The organism is Streptomyces sp. NPDC093510 (assembly GCF_040683555.1).
Taxonomy (GTDB): Bacteria; Actinomycetota; Actinomycetes; order Streptomycetales; family Streptomycetaceae; genus Streptomyces.
In genome coordinates, this window is sequence record NZ_JBFBEE010000012.1 from 105,738 (window position 1) to 119,731 (window position 13,994).

Consider the following 13,994-nt stretch of genomic DNA (forward strand, 5'->3'; position numbering starts at 1 on the left):
CATGGCGATCTTCGGCAACGACAATGCCGACCTGCTCAGGCAGGTGCTCACCCAGCTCGGACAGATCAGCACCGACCTCGCCGTCCTCAAGCAGCAAGCCGCTGACCAGCAGCTCGCCATCGACCAGATCCGACAGGACACCACCGCCGCACTCACCACCGGCCTCACCGAGAACCGGGCCGTGATCCGCGACGGCCTCACTCGCACCCACGACACCATCGGTGATCCCCTCACCCGAATCAGTACCGAACTCGTGGCCATCCGCGGCAGCGTCAGCCAGCTCGACAGCCGGCTCAAGACGCACACCGACCACAAGACGCACACAGACCACAAGACGCGTACCGACCACGTGCCGGCCCCGCCCGCCCCGGACCACGCACCTGTGCCGAAGCCCGCGCCGGCACCCGTCGAACGGCCGGACGACGAACGCGTCGTCGCGTTCACCGAGCCCCGGCACCACGAACCAGACGAACCCGGTGAACCCGGTGAACCCGACGAACCCGACAGCGGCATCCTGCGGGCCGCCGCCGGCATCGCCCACGCCACCGTCGAAGCGCACCGCGACACCTGGGCCTTCCTCGTCCAAGTCGCCGGGAACGAGCAACACTTCCACATCCCCGGCGCCGTCGAGGACGACGACGGCTTCGTCGGCGTCCGTCTCTCCGGACCCAGCCTCGTCGCCGCCGTCATCAGCCTCGCCCACGTCACCCGCGACACCCACAACCCCGCCACGCGCGCCATCGCCGACCACATCCAAGGCAAGATCACCCATGCCGTACAAGCGATCATCGACAGGCCGCACAGCGGCGACCCCGGCAGCCCCGTCCGGATCGTCATCGACGACCGGGCCCGCCCCGACGATCACTCCGACGACGGAGCACTGCCAATGGCCGGCCGCTAGACAGCGCAACGTCCCTGCCCGCAACGGGCGGGGCGCGGGGGCTCTCGGTGTGCGGTCAGGGCAGTGCCGGCCCGGCCCGGTACTCTCACCGATCACCGCCAACGGCTCGACGACCACGCCCGCCTCTTCCAGAGCCTCCCTGGCAGCTGCCTGGACCGGCGCCTCGCCCGGCTCGACCTTCCCCGCTGGGAACTACCAGAGCAGATCACCCTCCGGGACCTGGCGGCGGATGAGCAGCACCCGGCCCCCGTGCGCCACCACAGCACCCGCGATCACCGGCCCCACAATCAACCTCAACCATCCCTCAGGGAAACCTTGTCAGCGGCATGGCGCTCCCCGCGCGGACACCATGCCGCGATGAGCGGCAGCGGCGGGGCGTACTTGAAGAGCAGGGGAGCTCCGCGTGTGGCGCATCGTCTTCTGGGCGAACGGGCGAACGGGCGAACGGGTGAACGGGTGGACGGGTGGACGGCGTCCCTGTTTCTCGCCGCCCTCGCCGCGGCGTCTGTCGGGCTGGGAGTGTGGCGTCGCACGTCGCCGCGCCGTCAGCGTCGCGTCGCCCGGCTGCTGTGGTGGACGTGCTTGGTGGTGGTGCTGGCGGCTACCGTGGTTCCGGACCGGCCGCTCGGCTCCGGTGTGCCCTATGTTGCGGTGATCCCGGGTGAGGGGCTCTGGGGGAGCCGCGTCGACCACCTGTACGCCGCCGAACGGCACATGATCCTTGTCCTGCAGGCCGTCAATGCGGCGATGTTCGTGCCGCTCGGCTTGTTCACCTACGCCGCAGCCCGCAGCCCGCAGCCCGTCGGTCACCTTGGCCGTCGTCGGATGCCTCGCGCTCAGTGTTGTCATCGAGGCAGCCCAACTGGTGATGAACGCCGGGCGGGTCGCCGATGTCGACGATGTCCTCTTCAACACCGCGGGCGCGCTGACCGGCTGCCTGATGGCGCAGGCGGCCTGGGCGGTGACAAGGCAGGGCGTCGAGAGCGGTGCGGGGCGGCACGCCGCACGGGCACGTCCGGTGCGGTCATGGCTGGGGCAGTTCCGGGGATGACCCGGGCGGTGGGGCAGGGCCCGGGAAGGGGCAGCGCCCGGCAGTGCTTCCGCTTTGTGTCGCCGGGGACCCCCGTATCCGGCGGCAGCACCGAGCGGACCGCCACGAAGGGGTTCCTTCGGAACGACGGTGCATCCAGAGCCGCCCCCAGCCACGAAGTACTGGGCGCAGGGACCGTACTCGGCACCCCCGACCGACTACGCCCCTGTACCGCCGCTGGCGTCGGGCGGTCAGGCACCCCGACGCCAGCGGCACAGCCGACGGCGACGTGCCGATCGGCGCCGGACACGTCCATTGCGCGCACCCGGAAGGAGACACGCACGTTTGGTGCCGCACTTTGTTCTACGGCGTTCTACGGTCGCGTCAGAACTGACCAAGGAATGCGGGGCCACCATGAATGCGCAGTACCCTCCGGCGGATCGGGCGGGCGCGGGAGCACACGTCGGAGGGGGAACGGCATGACGCTCGCGACAGCCGTCGAGAGGCAGGGGCGGCTCCTCGATCACCTCGACAGATGCGCGGTCTGCCAGGGCTTCAAGTACTGCCCCACCGGCAAGCTGCTGCAACGGCAGGTCCGGGAGGCTCGTCGTGCTCTGCGCCCGATGTGACCACCCGATCCAGCCGGGACAGCCGTACACCACCCACGACATCCACAGCGCGTCCGCGGGCGGAACGACGGTGAGGGTGCATGTCGTGTGTCCGGTGCCGCCGCGCAGATGAGGGCCTTGGCCCGTCACTGTCAGTGGCGGGTGCCACGATGGCGCGTATGGAGATCTTCGAGTGGGGGCCGCTGCTCAAGCGGTGGAGCGAGGAATGGCTGGACGCGTTGGCCGCGAGCGAGCCGGAGGAGTTCGAGGAGCTGGACGAGGACATCCTGCGGGAGCGCTGGCTCGGATTCGGACCGGTCGATCCGGTGCAGATGGCGGCCCTGGAGGAGCGGGTCCGAGGACTCGGGATCACGGTGCCGCTGCCGCCGTCCCTCCGCTCCTTCCTCGAGACGACGGACGGCTGGCGCTTCGCGGGCGGCTCCGTCTATCTGCTGGCGGGCGCGGAAGGCATCAGGCCGTACGGAGATCCGTACGAGCTGGGGAAGATGTACGAGGAGCATCAGGGCGAGAACCCGACCGAGGAGGAGGTGCTCCAGGCCGGCATGTGGGGCCGGGCGCTGCAACTGGCGCTCGATTCGGACATGACGGATGTGCTGCTCGACCCCGGAGACGTCGACGCCGACGGGGAGTGGGCGGTCTACGAACGCCATGGGTGGAGCGGCGAAGAACCTCAGCGGTATGGGTCGTTCCGTGCGTTCATGGAGGAGATGTACGTCGAGTTCTACCGCATGGGGGGCGGCGACGCCGACTTCGAGAACGCGGTGACGCGGGAGCTCGACGAGAGAGTGGAGCAGGCCCGACTCGCCTGCCTCCGGGGTGAGTTGGACGACGCGCTCGCCGTCTTCGATGAGGTGGGGAAGTTCGGCAGACCGCGGGCGCAGCTGCTGGCCGCGCAGCTCCGGGCGCTGCTCGACGGGCGCGGTTGGGTACCGGTCGACCCGCGCATGGACGACCCGCTGTACGCGGGCGAGGTCCTGCCCCTGAAGGCACGGGACCACCTGCGCGAACACCGGAGGGACGACAGTTTCGTGCTCGGCCCCGTGACCGACGACTACGCGTCGGACAGGGAGCGGGCCAAGGCCGTGCTGGAGCAGATCAGACGGCGCACCTACGAGTACACCTCGCCGGGCCCCTTCGGACGCGCGGTCGAGGAGGCCAGGGAGTTGGCGCGCTGGGGTGACACGGACGGCGCCTGGCAGGTGATCGCGGCGGCGGTCCCGCGGTGGGAGCCGTACGGAGAGGACCACGTGGCCCCGTTCGGCCTGCTCGGCGATCCCTTGCTCGGACCGGTCGTCACACCGGAGCGGGGCCGACAGCTGCTGGTCACACCCCGGGCCGGTCTTCAGGGCGAGACGGCGCCTGCCCTCGTGCCCGCCACCGAGTCCGCGTCACCGGCCGAGTCGGCGCACGACGGGCTCGGGTGGCTGACCCGGCAATCCGACGGCGCACCGCGCCGGGACGCTTACCGGTTCGTCCTCGTGGAGGGCATACGCCCTGAAGAGCTGGTGGAGCGGTTCGGCACCGGCCCGCTGGAGCCGGTGGCGAGCGAGAGCGACCTGCGGGGCCTCGAGTTCTCGTCGCAGCCGGAGCAGGCCCCGTCGCAGCAGAAGCGCCACGGCCCCCTGGCCAGGGTCGGCGCTCGCGACGGCTGGAGCTTCGCCTTCGAGTCGGCCCACCGGCTCCGCTTCAGGCGCGACCGCCTGACGCACCCGAGCCCCGAGCTGTCGCGCGGCACCCGAACCCTCACTGTCTGCCGGCAGCCGGGCCTGTTCCACTTCGCCTGCGCCGAAGGCGGCAAGGAGCGGTACGGCTTCACGGTCCACGCCGCGGAACGGAACCAGTGGGGCGACCTCCCGGCCGCCCTCGCCCCGGACCACCTGTTCCCGGACCCCGCCGGGCCCGCCGACGACCGTACGGACGAGGGCCGCGCCCTGGACGGGATAGCGGCGGCCTTCGGAGTCTCGCTGCCCCGATTCGCCCTCGACCACGGCAGGTTGCCGGCCCTCCCGACGCAGCCGTGGACCAGGCCCGCGGTGCCGGGGGAGGGGCACGTGACGCTCACGATCACGGGCCGATAGGAACGGCGGCCGCGGCGCTCACCCGCCGCCCGCCCGCATATGGCGCGCGGTGCTCACCCGCCGCCCGCCCGCATACGGCGACCGGCGCGCACCCGCCGCCCGTCCCGCGTACGGCACGAACTGCCGCCGTGGCGAGGCCGACCGCTCACCCCTCCCGTCACCCGGCCGTCCGGATCCGCCGAGACAGCAGGCCCCCGGCCGCCGCGAGGGCCGCTGTCAGGGCGAACGTCACGGTCAGCGCGACCGTCACCGACGAGCCGTGTGCGTCGGACAGGGCGACCGCCGCCCCGCCGAGGCCGCTCAGGAGGGCGACCGCCAGGGTCTGCGCGAGCTGCATCGCGCCGCTCGCCTCGCCCTGGCGGTCGGCGGGGGCCTGTTCCATCGTGTCGGTGGTCGCGGCGTTGAAGGCGACGCCCATGCCCGCGCCGCCGATCGCCCAGCCCGCGACGGCCGTCAGTGCGGGCGTCGCGTCGACCAGTACGCCCAGCGCCATCACCACGATGCCGAGAAGCAGCACCGCGAACCCCGCGGCGACCGGCACCGCGCGCGACCGCCCGCTCCAGCGGCTGTCGGCCCTGCCCTGCCAGGCCGCGCCGAGAACCCAGGTGATCGCGCCCGCGGACAGGCCGAGCCCGGCCTCCGTGGCGCTCAGGTCGCGCAGTTCGACCAGGCCGAGCGGCAGGAACGCCTCGCTCCCGAAGTAGGCGCCGCAGAGCAGGAAGCGCAGGACGACTCCCGTCGGCACCCCGCGCCGTGCGCTGAGCGTGCCGGGCGGAGTGACCGAGCGCAGTGCGACGAGAGCCACGGCGCCACCGGCCAGAACGAGCGGAACCAGCAAGGCGATCTGACGCAGTTCGAGGCCGGCCAGGAGGACGCCGGTGCCCGCGGCGAGCAGGATGCTGCGGGCCACCGGAGTGGACCACCACGGTCCACCGTCCCCGGCCGGAGCCCGGTCACGGCCGCTCAGGCGGCGCAGCGGTGGCAGCGCGAGTACGGCGGCCAGCGCGACCAGCGGCAGGAGCAGGACGAACACGCCCCGCCAGGAGACGTGGTCGGAGATGAGCGCGGCGATCGTCGGACCGATCAGCGAGGGAACCGTCCAGCCGCCCGACACGAGCGCGAACATCCGGGCCCGCAAACGCTGCGGATAGGCCAGCGCGATGGCGGTGTACGCGAGGGCCATGACGGCGCCGACACCGAGCCCCTGCAAGAAGCGCCCCGCAAGGAACAGCGGCCAGTCGGGCGCCGCCCCGGCGAGCGCGCAGCCGACGGCGAAGACGGCGAGTCCGAGTGCCAACGGCCGTGCGGGGCCGCGCCGGTCGGCGTCGCGGCTCGCGGCGACGGTGCCGATGAGGTTGGCGAGCATCAGCGCGGACAGCCCCCAGCCGTAGGCGCCGAGACCGCCCAGTCGCCCCGCGATCTCGGGCAGCACCGTGGCGACCCCCATCGACTCGAAGGCGACCAGGCCCACCGATAGCACGATGCCCCAGGTCAGCGCCGCGTAGGGAGCACGGAAAACACTGTCCCGCCCTACGTCGCCCACATGTTCCTCTGCCGCTTCCAGCTTGGACAAGGCAGCCCCTCCTTATGTTTCGATCCGGAACGGAACGAAAGTAGATGCTACCTATACTGCGTCCCATGGCAACCCCCGACCCCGACCCCGCGCCCCGCACCGCCCGCGCCGCGGGCCGTCCTCGCGACACCCGGCTCGACGAGGCGATCCTGGCGGCGACGCAGGAGCTGCTGGAGGAGGCGGGTTATCCCGGCCTGACGATGGAGGCGGTGGCGCGGCGCGCGGGCACGTCCAAGCCCGCGATCCGGCGCCGCTGGCCGTCCCGGCAGCACCTCGTCATCGCGGCCCTGGCCGACACGATGGGCACCGCGCCCACGCCGGACACCGGATGCACGCACTGCGATCTGATCGAGGGCATCGACACCCTCAGCCGCGCCTTCGGCGGCAGTCTGGGCCGTCGTACGCTGCCCGCCCTGATGGCCGAACTCGCCGACGACCCCGAGCTGGACCGCGTCTTCACCGAGACGATCTTCCATCCCCGCAGGGCCACGACGGAGGCGGCCCTGCGGCGCGGCATCGAGCGCGGTGACATCCGTCCCGACGCCGACATCGGCCTACTCCTGGACATGCTCGGCGCCACCACCTATCACCGCGTCCTCTTCGGGCACCTGCCCGTCACGGAGTCCCTCGCGCACGACGTGGTGATGACGGTCATGGGCGGTGCCGCGACACCGCGTTGGCGCGACCACTACCAGCTCCGCCACGAAGCGGGGAAGCCGCCGAAGCGCGTGAAGAACCGCGGGCGGGCGGTCAGGAGTCAGGCCGCGCCGTGATCGTGCGGTTCGTTCAGTGCCGCGCTCAGCGTCGGTACCGGCGACAGTGCCGACGTGAGCTTCGTGACGCGCAGCATGCGCAGCGTCAACGGGTGTGAGCAGACGATGCGCAGACGGCCGCCTCTGTCGGCGACCCGTCGCCGGATCCGCAACAGCAGCGAGAGCCCTGAGCAGTCGACGAAGGTGACCGGGCTCAGATCGACGACCACGAGGGGTTCGGAACCCGTGGTCGCGGCGTCCAGCAGTGAAACCGTCCGCTGGTAGGTCACAAGGTCGAGCTCACCGTGCAGTTCGATGACGATCGCCTGGTCGAGCCCGTACACCCGCGGAGGCTGATCGGAATACTCGCGTGCGTACTCGCCCAGTTCGTACTGCCTCATTCGTCCCCCCAGCGCCGGCCGGTCGAAAGTGGACACCGGGGGCTGGGGTGCCTGCCGGGAAACGCTAGCGGGGACCGGGGCCCTCCGGAGTGAGGGAACGATTCACAAAGGGCAGTCGCCACACGTTGGGGTGAAATTAATGCGATGCACTTGACGCAAAGAGTTGACATCGCGGTGCGACACCATCGCGCCGCGGGCCGGCTCCGCTCCCGACAGCGCCGGGTTTCCATGGCAGGGTGTTGCGGGCAAGCCACAGGGGGCCAACAGAAGAGGGGGAACCGTGATCGTCTGGATCAATGGTGCGTTCGGTGCGGGAAAGACCAGCACCGCACGGGAACTGATCGAGCTGATCCCGAACAGCACACTCTTCGACCCTGAGGTCATCGGCGGCGCACTGCCCTACCTGCTGCCGCCCAAGCGCCTCGACGAGGTGAGCGACTATCAGGACCTGCCGATCTGGCGCCGTCTCGTCATCGACACCGCGGCCGCCCTGCACGCCGAGGTCGGCGGCGTCCTCGTGGTGCCGATGACGCTGCTGCGCCAGGAGTACCGCGACGAGATCTTCGGTGGTCTCGCCGCGCGCAGGATTCCCGTACGCCACGTCCTGCTCGCCCCGGACGAAACGATCCTGCGCGAGCGAATAGCCGGCCGGCCCGTACCGCCGGACCTGCCCGACGGCGACCTGCGCGTACGACAGTGGGCGTACGACCACATCGAGCCGTACCGCGCCGCGCGCACCGACTGGCTCGACGCCGACGCCCACCGCGTCGACACCAGCACCCTCACTCCCTACGAAACCGCCGAACACCTCGCCGGTGCCGTCCGCAGCGGCGCCGCGCCCGTCAGCGACATCGTGCAGACACCGGAGCCCACCGCGGAGACCCTCGCCGCCGGGGTGCTGCTCTTCGACGAGCAGGACCGGGTGCTGCTCGTGGACCCTACGTACAAGGCGGGCTGGGAGTTCCCCGGCGGCGTCGTCGAACCCGGCGAGGCCCCCGCGTGCGCGGGCGTGCGCGAGGTCGCCGAGGAGACCGGCATCCAACTGACCGAAACACCCCGCCTGTTGGTCGCCGACTGGGAGCCGCCCAATCCGCCCGGCTATGGCGGCATGCGGTTCCTCTTCGACGGCGGACGCCTCGACAGCGGCGCGGTCCACATGCTGCTGCCGGGACCCGAACTCAGGGGCTGGCGCTTCGTCACCGAGCAGGAAGCCGCCGACCTGCTGCCCGCCGTACGCTACGAAAGGCTGCGCTGGGCGCTGCGCGCACGCGAGCGCGGCGTCGCGCTCTACCTGGAGGCGGGTGTTCCGCTCGGCGGATGACGTGCGGCGTTCGGCAAGAAGGAGCCCCGCCCGCAGGCGAGGCTCCCCGGCCGTTGACGAGGCCGCCCGGCCGTCAGCTCGCCGCGTACTTCCGCAGGAACAGCGCCTCGGCCACCGAAAGACGCTCCAACTCCTCGGGCGACACGCTCTCGTTGACCGCGTGGATCTGCGCCTCCGGCTCGCTCAGGCCGATCAGCAGGATCTCCGCGTTCGGGTAGAGCGACGACAGGGTGTTGCACAGCGGGATCGAACCGCCCTGCCCCGCGTACTGCATCTCCTCGCCCGGATAGGCCTCGCCCATCGCCTCGGCCATCGCCGCGTACGCCGGGCTCGCCGTCTCCGCGCGGAACGGCTGACCCTGCCCGATCTGCTCCGTGCGCACCCGCGCACCCCACGGAGTGTGCGCCTCCAGGTGCGCCAGGAGCAGCTTCGTCGCCTCGGCCGCGTCGACGCCCGGCGGCACCCGCAGGCTGATCAGCGCCCGCGCGCTCGCCTGCACCGACGGGGTCGCGCCGACCACCGGCGGGCAGTCGATGCCGAGGACCGTGACGGCGGGACGCGCCCAGATGCGGTCGGCGACGGTGCCCCGGCCGATCAGCTCCACACCGTCGAGAACCTTGGCGTCCTTGCGGAAGACGGTCTCGTCGTACTGCAGTCCGTCCCACACCCCGTCGCCCGTCAGACCGTCGACCGTCGTCGATCCGTCCTCGGCACGCAGCGAGTCCAGGGCACGCACCAGCGCGGCGAGGGCGTCCGGGGCGGCGCCGCCGAACTGCCCTGAGTGCAGATTGCCTTCGAGGGTGTCGACGCTGATCCGTACGAGCGTCATGCCGCGGAGCGTGGACGTCACCGTCGGCAGGCCGACCCGGAAGTTGCCCGCGTCGCCGATGACGATCGTGTCGGCCGTCAGCAGGTCGGGGTGCTGCTCCGCGTACCGCTCCAGGCCGCCCGTGCCCTGCTCCTCCGAGCCCTCCGCGATCACCTTGACGTTCACGGGGACGCCGCCGTTCGCCTTGAGGGCGCGCAGCGCGAGCAGGTGCATGATGACGCCGCCCTTGCAGTCGGCGCTGCCCCTGCCGTACCAACGGCCGTCGCGCTCGGTCAGTTCGAACGGCGGGGTGACCCATGCGGCCTCGTCGAGCGGCGGCTGCACGTCATAGTGCGCGTACAGAAGCACCGTCGGGGCGCCCGCGGGGCCCGGCAGGAAGCCGTACACCGACTGGGTGCCGTCCGGGGTGTCGAGCAGCGCCACGTCCTGGAACCCCTCGGCGCGCAGCGCGTCCGCGACCCAATTGGCTGCGGCCTCGCTCTCGCTCTTGGGGAACTGGTCGAAGTCCGCCACCGACTTGAAGGCCACCAGTTCGGTGAGCTCCGCCTTCGCCCTCGGCATCAGTGAGGCGACGGTCTCGGCGATCGGATCCGGCGACATGGGCACGCTCCTCATAGGTGCGACGTTGTACGTGTGGGTACATGTGATCCTCCCACAGGCGGCACCGGTGGACCTCAGCCGTAGGATGCGCAGACCTCCGCCGCAGGACGCGCGGACCTCCGCCGTAGGATGCCTGGGGAAAGCGCGGCCAACAGCGGGATCAGGAGCGGTAGACCAACGTGAGCAGCGAGAACTCAGCGGACGACACCCGACACGTATGGGACGTCGTCGTGGTCGGAGCCGGCCCCGCCGGGGCCTCGGCGGCCTACGCGGCAGCGGTCGCCGGGCGCACCGTCCTCCTCCTGGAGAAAGCCGAGATCCCCCGCTACAAAACGTGCGGCGGCGGCATCATCGGCCCCTCGCGCGACTCCCTGCCGCCCGGCTTCGAGCTGCCCTTCCGGGACCGGGTGCACGCGGTGACGTTCACGCTCGACGGCAAGTTCACCCGCACCCGCCGCTCCCGGCAGATGCTCTTCGGGCTGATCAACCGTTCCGAGTTCGACCAGCAGCTCGTCGAGCACGCACAGAAGGCGGGCGCCGAGCTGCGCACCGGCGTCACTGTCGCCCGCGTGGAGCAGCACGGCCCCGAGGTGCCCGACCGACGCACCGTCGCCGTCGTGCTGCAGGGCGGCGAGACCGTCCTGGCCCGCGCCGTGGTCGGCGCCGACGGCAGCGCGAGCCGCATAGGGGCACATGTCGGTGTGAAGCTCGACCAGGTCGACCTCGGCCTGGAGGCGGAGATCCCCGTTCCGGAGACCGTCGCCGAGGACTGGGCGGGACGCGTGCTCATCGACTGGGGCCCCATGCCGGGCAGTTACGGCTGGGTGTTCCCCAAGGGCGACACCCTCACGGTGGGCGTGATCTCCGCGCGCGGCGAAGGCGCGGCCACCAAGCGTTACTTGGAGGACTTCATCGCCCGGCTCGGCCTCGCCGGCTTCGAGCCCAGCATCTCCTCGGGCCACCTGACGCGGTGCCGCAGCGACGACTCGCCGCTCTCCCGCGGCCGGGTCCTGGTCTGCGGTGACGCCGCGGGCCTCCTGGAGCCGTGGACCCGCGAGGGCATCTCCTTCGCGCTGCGCTCCGGACGGCTCGCGGGGGAGTGGGCGGTGCGGATCGCCGAGGCGCACGACGCCGTGGACGCCCGCCGCCAGGCCCTGAACTACGCCTTCGCCATCAAGGCCGGGCTCGGCGTGGAGATGAGCGTGGGACGCCGCATGCTCCAGACCTTCGAGCGCCGCCCCGGCATGCTGCACACGGCGATCACGGGCTTCCGCCCCGCGTGGAACGCCTTCGCGAAGATCACGCGCGGCTCGACGACGCTGGGCGAACTGGTCCGCACGCATCCCATGGTCGGCCGCGCCCTCCAGGCCCGGGACCGCTAGCCCTTCTTCCCGCAACCCTCCATCCCTCTTCTTCCCTCAACCCTTCTTCCCTTTCCGCGACTGCACGGTGATCCGGAACACCGGGTGGTCGGGCGCGGCCGCCAGGATCTCCTCGTCGGAGGAGGCGGCGGTCACGCCCTGGAAGTACTGGTTGACCTCCCAGCCCCACTTCTCCAGATAGCCGCGCAGCAGCGGCACCTTCTCGGCGGCGGCGTCGGGCATCTCGACGGCCGTGAACTCCCGCACCTTCCGGCCCACCCGCAGCTCCCCGCCCTCGGCCGCGCGCATGTTGCGCACCCACTGGGAGTGCCCGCGCGCCGACACGAGGTACTGGCAGCCGTCGCTCTCGTGCGTATACGGATTCACGGGTACGCGCTGCATCTTGCCGCTGTTGCGGCCCCGCACCGAGAGCTCGGCGCTGCCCATGAGGCTGACGCCGCGCCGCGCCAGCCAGCCGATCACGCTGTTCAAGCGGACGTTGAGGCGGCCGCCCTTGAGGTAGTAGGGGGCCGGGGCCGAGGTGGGGAGCGGGGCGGTGGGGGTCACGGATGTCGACGGCATGGTGCTGTCCTCCTCCTTCTGCGACTTCGAGAGCACTGCTCTCGCTTAAGAGCAGTGTGCACGAGACTGGTGCTCCAAAGCAAGAGCAGTGCTCTCGAAAATGTCCGGCGATCTCGTAGAGGTGGCAGTGGCCCGCTCCCGGTTCAGAGCACCGCTCTCAGACGTGTGCACTGCTCTGCCCGCATGGCACACTGGTCCGCATGAGCAGCAACAGCGGTGCCACCGGTGCCACCAGCGGGGCCGGCGCGACCAGCGGGCCCAGCGCGACCAAGGGAGCGCGGGCGCGCGCCCGCGAAGAGGTCACCGTGGCGATCAAGGACGAAGCGCGCAGACAACTGGCCGCCGACGGGGCCGCCAAGCTCTCCCTGCGTGCCGTCGCCCGCGAACTCGGCATGGTCTCCTCCGCGCTCTACCGCTACTTCCCCAGCCGGGACGACCTGCTGACCGCGCTCATCATCGACGCGTACGACTCCCTCGGAGCCGCCGCCGAAGCCGCGCACGCGGGAGCCGCGGGGGAGGAGCCCGTCCGGCGGTGGACGGTGGTGTGTGAAGCGGTGCGTTCCTGGGCGCTGGCGCATCCGCACGAGTACGCGCTGATCTACGGTTCGCCCGTCCCGGGCTACAGCGCGCCGGCGTCGACCGTCGAGGCAGCCGCCCGCGTGGGCCGGCTGCTCATCGACATCGTGCGCGACGCCCACCGGGGGCGGGGCATCGCCCTTCGGCCCCTGCCGGGCGAGTTGCGTACGGAGGGCGAGCGGATCGCGGCGGATCTCGCGCCCGACCTGCCGCCCGAGGCGGTCACGGCGCTGGTCGCGGCGTGGGCGCAACTGTTCGGCCTCGTAGGGTTCGAGGTGTTCGGGCAGTTCAACCGCGTCGTCGAGGACCGGCCGGCGTTCTTCGCGCATGCGGTGAGGCAACTGGCCGACGGCGTGGGCGTGCTGCGACTGAGCTGATGCCGGAACCGGTGGGCCTGCCCGGAGCTGGTGCCCGGGAAAGGAACGGGTCGGAAGCGTCCTATGGGGCACCCGTGACGCATGGGCGCTCTTCTCGCACTGGCCTCCGCGGCCTGCTACGGCATCGTCGACTTCGCCGGGGGCCTGCTGTCGCGCCGGGTCCACTTCACCGTAGTGACGTTTCTCGGGCAGGCGGGAGGGCTGCTGCTCGCCCTCGTGCTCGCTCTCGCGGTGCCCGCGGAGACGGTCCGGCTCGCGGACCTGGCCTGGGGTGCGGCCTCCGGAGTCGGCAGTGCCGTGGCGATGCAGTACCTCAACCGCGGGCTCAGCCGCGGCGCCATGAGCGTCGTGATCCCGGTGAGCGCCGTCACCGGGGTGGCGCTGTCGGTGGTGTGCGGCGTGCTGTTCCTGGGCGACCGGCCCACCGCGCTCGCCTGGCTCGGCATCTGCGTCACCGTGCCCGCGCTCTGGCTCGTCGCGGCGGGCGGTTCGCACACCGGAGGCAGCAGCGGCGGTGGTGGCAGCGGCGGTGGCGGCAGCGGCGGGGCGGCGCCCTCCGCGCGGGTGCCCGTGGACGGCCTGATCGCCAGTGTGGGCGTGGCGGTGCAGTACATCGGCCTCGCTCAGGCGGGTGCGGCGAGCGGTGTGTGGCCGGTGGCCGCGGGGCGCCTCGCGGCGGTGCTCTTCCTGCTGCCGAACGCGTGCCGGCACGCCGCAGCGTTCCGGCAGCCCGTCAGGTCGGCCGGCCTGGCGGTACTGATCGGCGCGGGGGCCGCCCTCGGGCTCATCCTCTACCTCTGGGCCACCCGGCAGCAGATGCTGGCCATCGCCGTCGTACTGGCCTCCCTGTACCCGGCCGTTCCGACAGCTCTCGGGCTCGCGGTGCTGGGTGAGAAAGTCACCCGAGCCCAGACGACCGGCCTGGTGGGAGCGGTCGCGGCCGTCGTCCTGCTCACCCTGGGCTGAGTGCGGCCCAGCCGCGCG

13 protein-coding genes and 1 pseudogene are annotated in these 13,994 nt (G+C 71.7%); 9 read left to right on the forward strand and 5 right to left on the reverse strand.

Annotated elements, in window-relative coordinates; genetic code table 11:
- Nucleotide 1 precedes the first annotated feature (1 nt).
- Nucleotides 2-901 carry a hypothetical protein gene (locus AB0N81_RS20635; RefSeq protein WP_365360249.1) on the forward strand — a complete coding sequence of 300 codons (900 nt, stop codon included), beginning with the start codon at nucleotides 2-4 and terminating at the stop codon, nucleotides 899-901.
- Nucleotides 902-997: 96 nt separating this feature from the next.
- On the opposite strand, the pseudogene AB0N81_RS20640 reads toward AB0N81_RS20635, so the two are convergent.
- A pseudogene (locus AB0N81_RS20640) lies at nucleotides 998-1,081 on the reverse strand (NUDIX domain-containing protein); the annotation flags it as partial.
- A 631-nt stretch (nucleotides 1,082-1,712) separates the two neighbouring features.
- Between AB0N81_RS20640 and AB0N81_RS20645 the strand changes: the two are divergent.
- The 3 genes from AB0N81_RS20645 (at nucleotide 1,713) to AB0N81_RS20655 (ending at nucleotide 4,638) form a co-directional block, all read left to right on the forward strand.
- Nucleotides 1,713-1,952: a VanZ family protein gene (locus AB0N81_RS20645; protein WP_365360251.1), complete on the forward strand. Its 240-nt coding sequence runs from the start codon at nucleotides 1,713-1,715 to the stop codon at nucleotides 1,950-1,952.
- A 458-nt stretch (nucleotides 1,953-2,410) separates the two neighbouring features.
- Complete coding sequence (locus AB0N81_RS20650; protein WP_365360253.1) at nucleotides 2,411-2,560, forward strand: hypothetical protein; 150 nt, start codon at nucleotides 2,411-2,413, stop codon at nucleotides 2,558-2,560.
- Between the two features lie 158 nt (nucleotides 2,561-2,718).
- A complete protein-coding gene (locus tag AB0N81_RS20655; protein ID WP_365360255.1) occupies nucleotides 2,719-4,638 on the forward strand; it encodes an SMI1/KNR4 family protein in 1,920 nt (639 codons plus the stop codon).
- Nucleotides 4,639-4,795: 157 nt separating this feature from the next.
- Here the strand turns inward: AB0N81_RS20655 and AB0N81_RS20660 are convergent, their stop codons facing one another.
- Nucleotides 4,796-6,211, reverse strand: coding sequence for an MFS transporter (locus tag AB0N81_RS20660; protein WP_365360257.1), 1,416 nt, complete (start codon nucleotides 6,209-6,211; stop codon nucleotides 4,796-4,798).
- 65 nt (nucleotides 6,212-6,276) lie between these two features.
- On the opposite strand from AB0N81_RS20660, the gene AB0N81_RS20665 reads away from it, so the two are divergent.
- On the forward strand, nucleotides 6,277-6,984 hold the full coding sequence (locus AB0N81_RS20665; RefSeq protein WP_365360259.1) for a TetR/AcrR family transcriptional regulator: 708 nt from the start codon (nucleotides 6,277-6,279) through the stop codon (nucleotides 6,982-6,984).
- Here AB0N81_RS20665 and AB0N81_RS20670 read toward each other — a convergent pair.
- Nucleotides 6,969-7,400 carry an STAS domain-containing protein gene (locus AB0N81_RS20670; RefSeq protein WP_365360261.1) on the reverse strand — a complete coding sequence of 144 codons (432 nt, stop codon included), beginning with the start codon at nucleotides 7,398-7,400 and terminating at the stop codon, nucleotides 6,969-6,971. The genes AB0N81_RS20665 and AB0N81_RS20670 overlap by 16 nt on opposite strands.
- A 244-nt stretch (nucleotides 7,401-7,644) precedes the next feature.
- On the opposite strand from AB0N81_RS20670, the gene AB0N81_RS20675 reads away from it, so the two are divergent.
- Nucleotides 7,645-8,685 carry an NUDIX domain-containing protein gene (locus AB0N81_RS20675; RefSeq protein WP_365360263.1) on the forward strand — a complete coding sequence of 347 codons (1,041 nt, stop codon included), beginning with the start codon at nucleotides 7,645-7,647 and terminating at the stop codon, nucleotides 8,683-8,685.
- Between the two features lie 73 nt (nucleotides 8,686-8,758).
- Here AB0N81_RS20675 and AB0N81_RS20680 read toward each other — a convergent pair whose 3' ends face one another.
- Nucleotides 8,759-10,114: a dipeptidase gene (locus AB0N81_RS20680; protein WP_365360265.1), complete on the reverse strand. Its 1,356-nt coding sequence runs from the start codon at nucleotides 10,112-10,114 to the stop codon at nucleotides 8,759-8,761.
- Between the two features lie 179 nt (nucleotides 10,115-10,293).
- On the opposite strand from AB0N81_RS20680, the gene AB0N81_RS20685 reads away from it, so the two are divergent.
- Nucleotides 10,294-11,496 (forward strand): geranylgeranyl reductase family protein, encoded by a 1,203-nt coding sequence (locus tag AB0N81_RS20685; protein WP_365360267.1) that lies wholly within the window; start codon nucleotides 10,294-10,296, stop codon nucleotides 11,494-11,496.
- Nucleotides 11,497-11,532: 36 nt separating this feature from the next.
- On the opposite strand, the gene AB0N81_RS20690 is transcribed toward AB0N81_RS20685, so the two are convergent.
- Nucleotides 11,533-12,057 carry a nitroreductase/quinone reductase family protein gene (locus AB0N81_RS20690; protein WP_365360269.1) on the reverse strand — a complete coding sequence of 175 codons (525 nt, stop codon included), beginning with the start codon at nucleotides 12,055-12,057 and terminating at the stop codon, nucleotides 11,533-11,535.
- Between the two features lie 200 nt (nucleotides 12,058-12,257).
- On the opposite strand from AB0N81_RS20690, the gene AB0N81_RS20695 reads away from it, so the two are divergent.
- Both AB0N81_RS20695 and AB0N81_RS20700 read left to right on the forward strand, forming a co-directional pair.
- Nucleotides 12,258-13,010 carry a TetR/AcrR family transcriptional regulator gene (locus AB0N81_RS20695; RefSeq protein WP_365360271.1) on the forward strand — a complete coding sequence of 251 codons (753 nt, stop codon included), beginning with the start codon at nucleotides 12,258-12,260 and terminating at the stop codon, nucleotides 13,008-13,010.
- A gap of 81 nt (nucleotides 13,011-13,091) precedes the next feature.
- On the forward strand, nucleotides 13,092-13,976 hold the full coding sequence (locus AB0N81_RS20700) for an EamA family transporter (RefSeq protein WP_365360273.1): 885 nt from the start codon (nucleotides 13,092-13,094) through the stop codon (nucleotides 13,974-13,976).
- Nucleotides 13,977-13,994 lie beyond the last annotated feature (18 nt).

Bases quoted from the DNA above. Each gene is read 5' to 3' on its own strand.
- AB0N81_RS20635 (WP_365360249.1), top strand. From the start codon at position 2: ATGGCGATCTTCGGCAACGACAATGCCGACCTGCTCAGGCAGGTGCTC.
- AB0N81_RS20650 (WP_365360253.1), top strand. From the start codon at position 2,411: ATGACGCTCGCGACAGCCGTCGAGAGGCAGGGGCGGCTCCTCGATCAC.
- AB0N81_RS20655 (WP_365360255.1), top strand. From the start codon at position 2,719: ATGGAGATCTTCGAGTGGGGGCCGCTGCTCAAGCGGTGGAGCGAGGAA.
- AB0N81_RS20665 (WP_365360259.1), top strand. From the start codon at position 6,277: ATGGCAACCCCCGACCCCGACCCCGCGCCCCGCACCGCCCGCGCCGCG.
- AB0N81_RS20680 (WP_365360265.1), bottom strand. From the start codon at position 10,114: ATGTCGCCGGATCCGATCGCCGAGACCGTCGCCTCACTGATGCCGAGG.
- AB0N81_RS20690 (WP_365360269.1), bottom strand. From the start codon at position 12,057: ATGCCGTCGACATCCGTGACCCCCACCGCCCCGCTCCCCACCTCGGCC.
- AB0N81_RS20695 (WP_365360271.1), top strand. From the start codon at position 12,258: ATGAGCAGCAACAGCGGTGCCACCGGTGCCACCAGCGGGGCCGGCGCG.
- AB0N81_RS20700 (WP_365360273.1), top strand. From the start codon at position 13,092: ATGGGCGCTCTTCTCGCACTGGCCTCCGCGGCCTGCTACGGCATCGTC.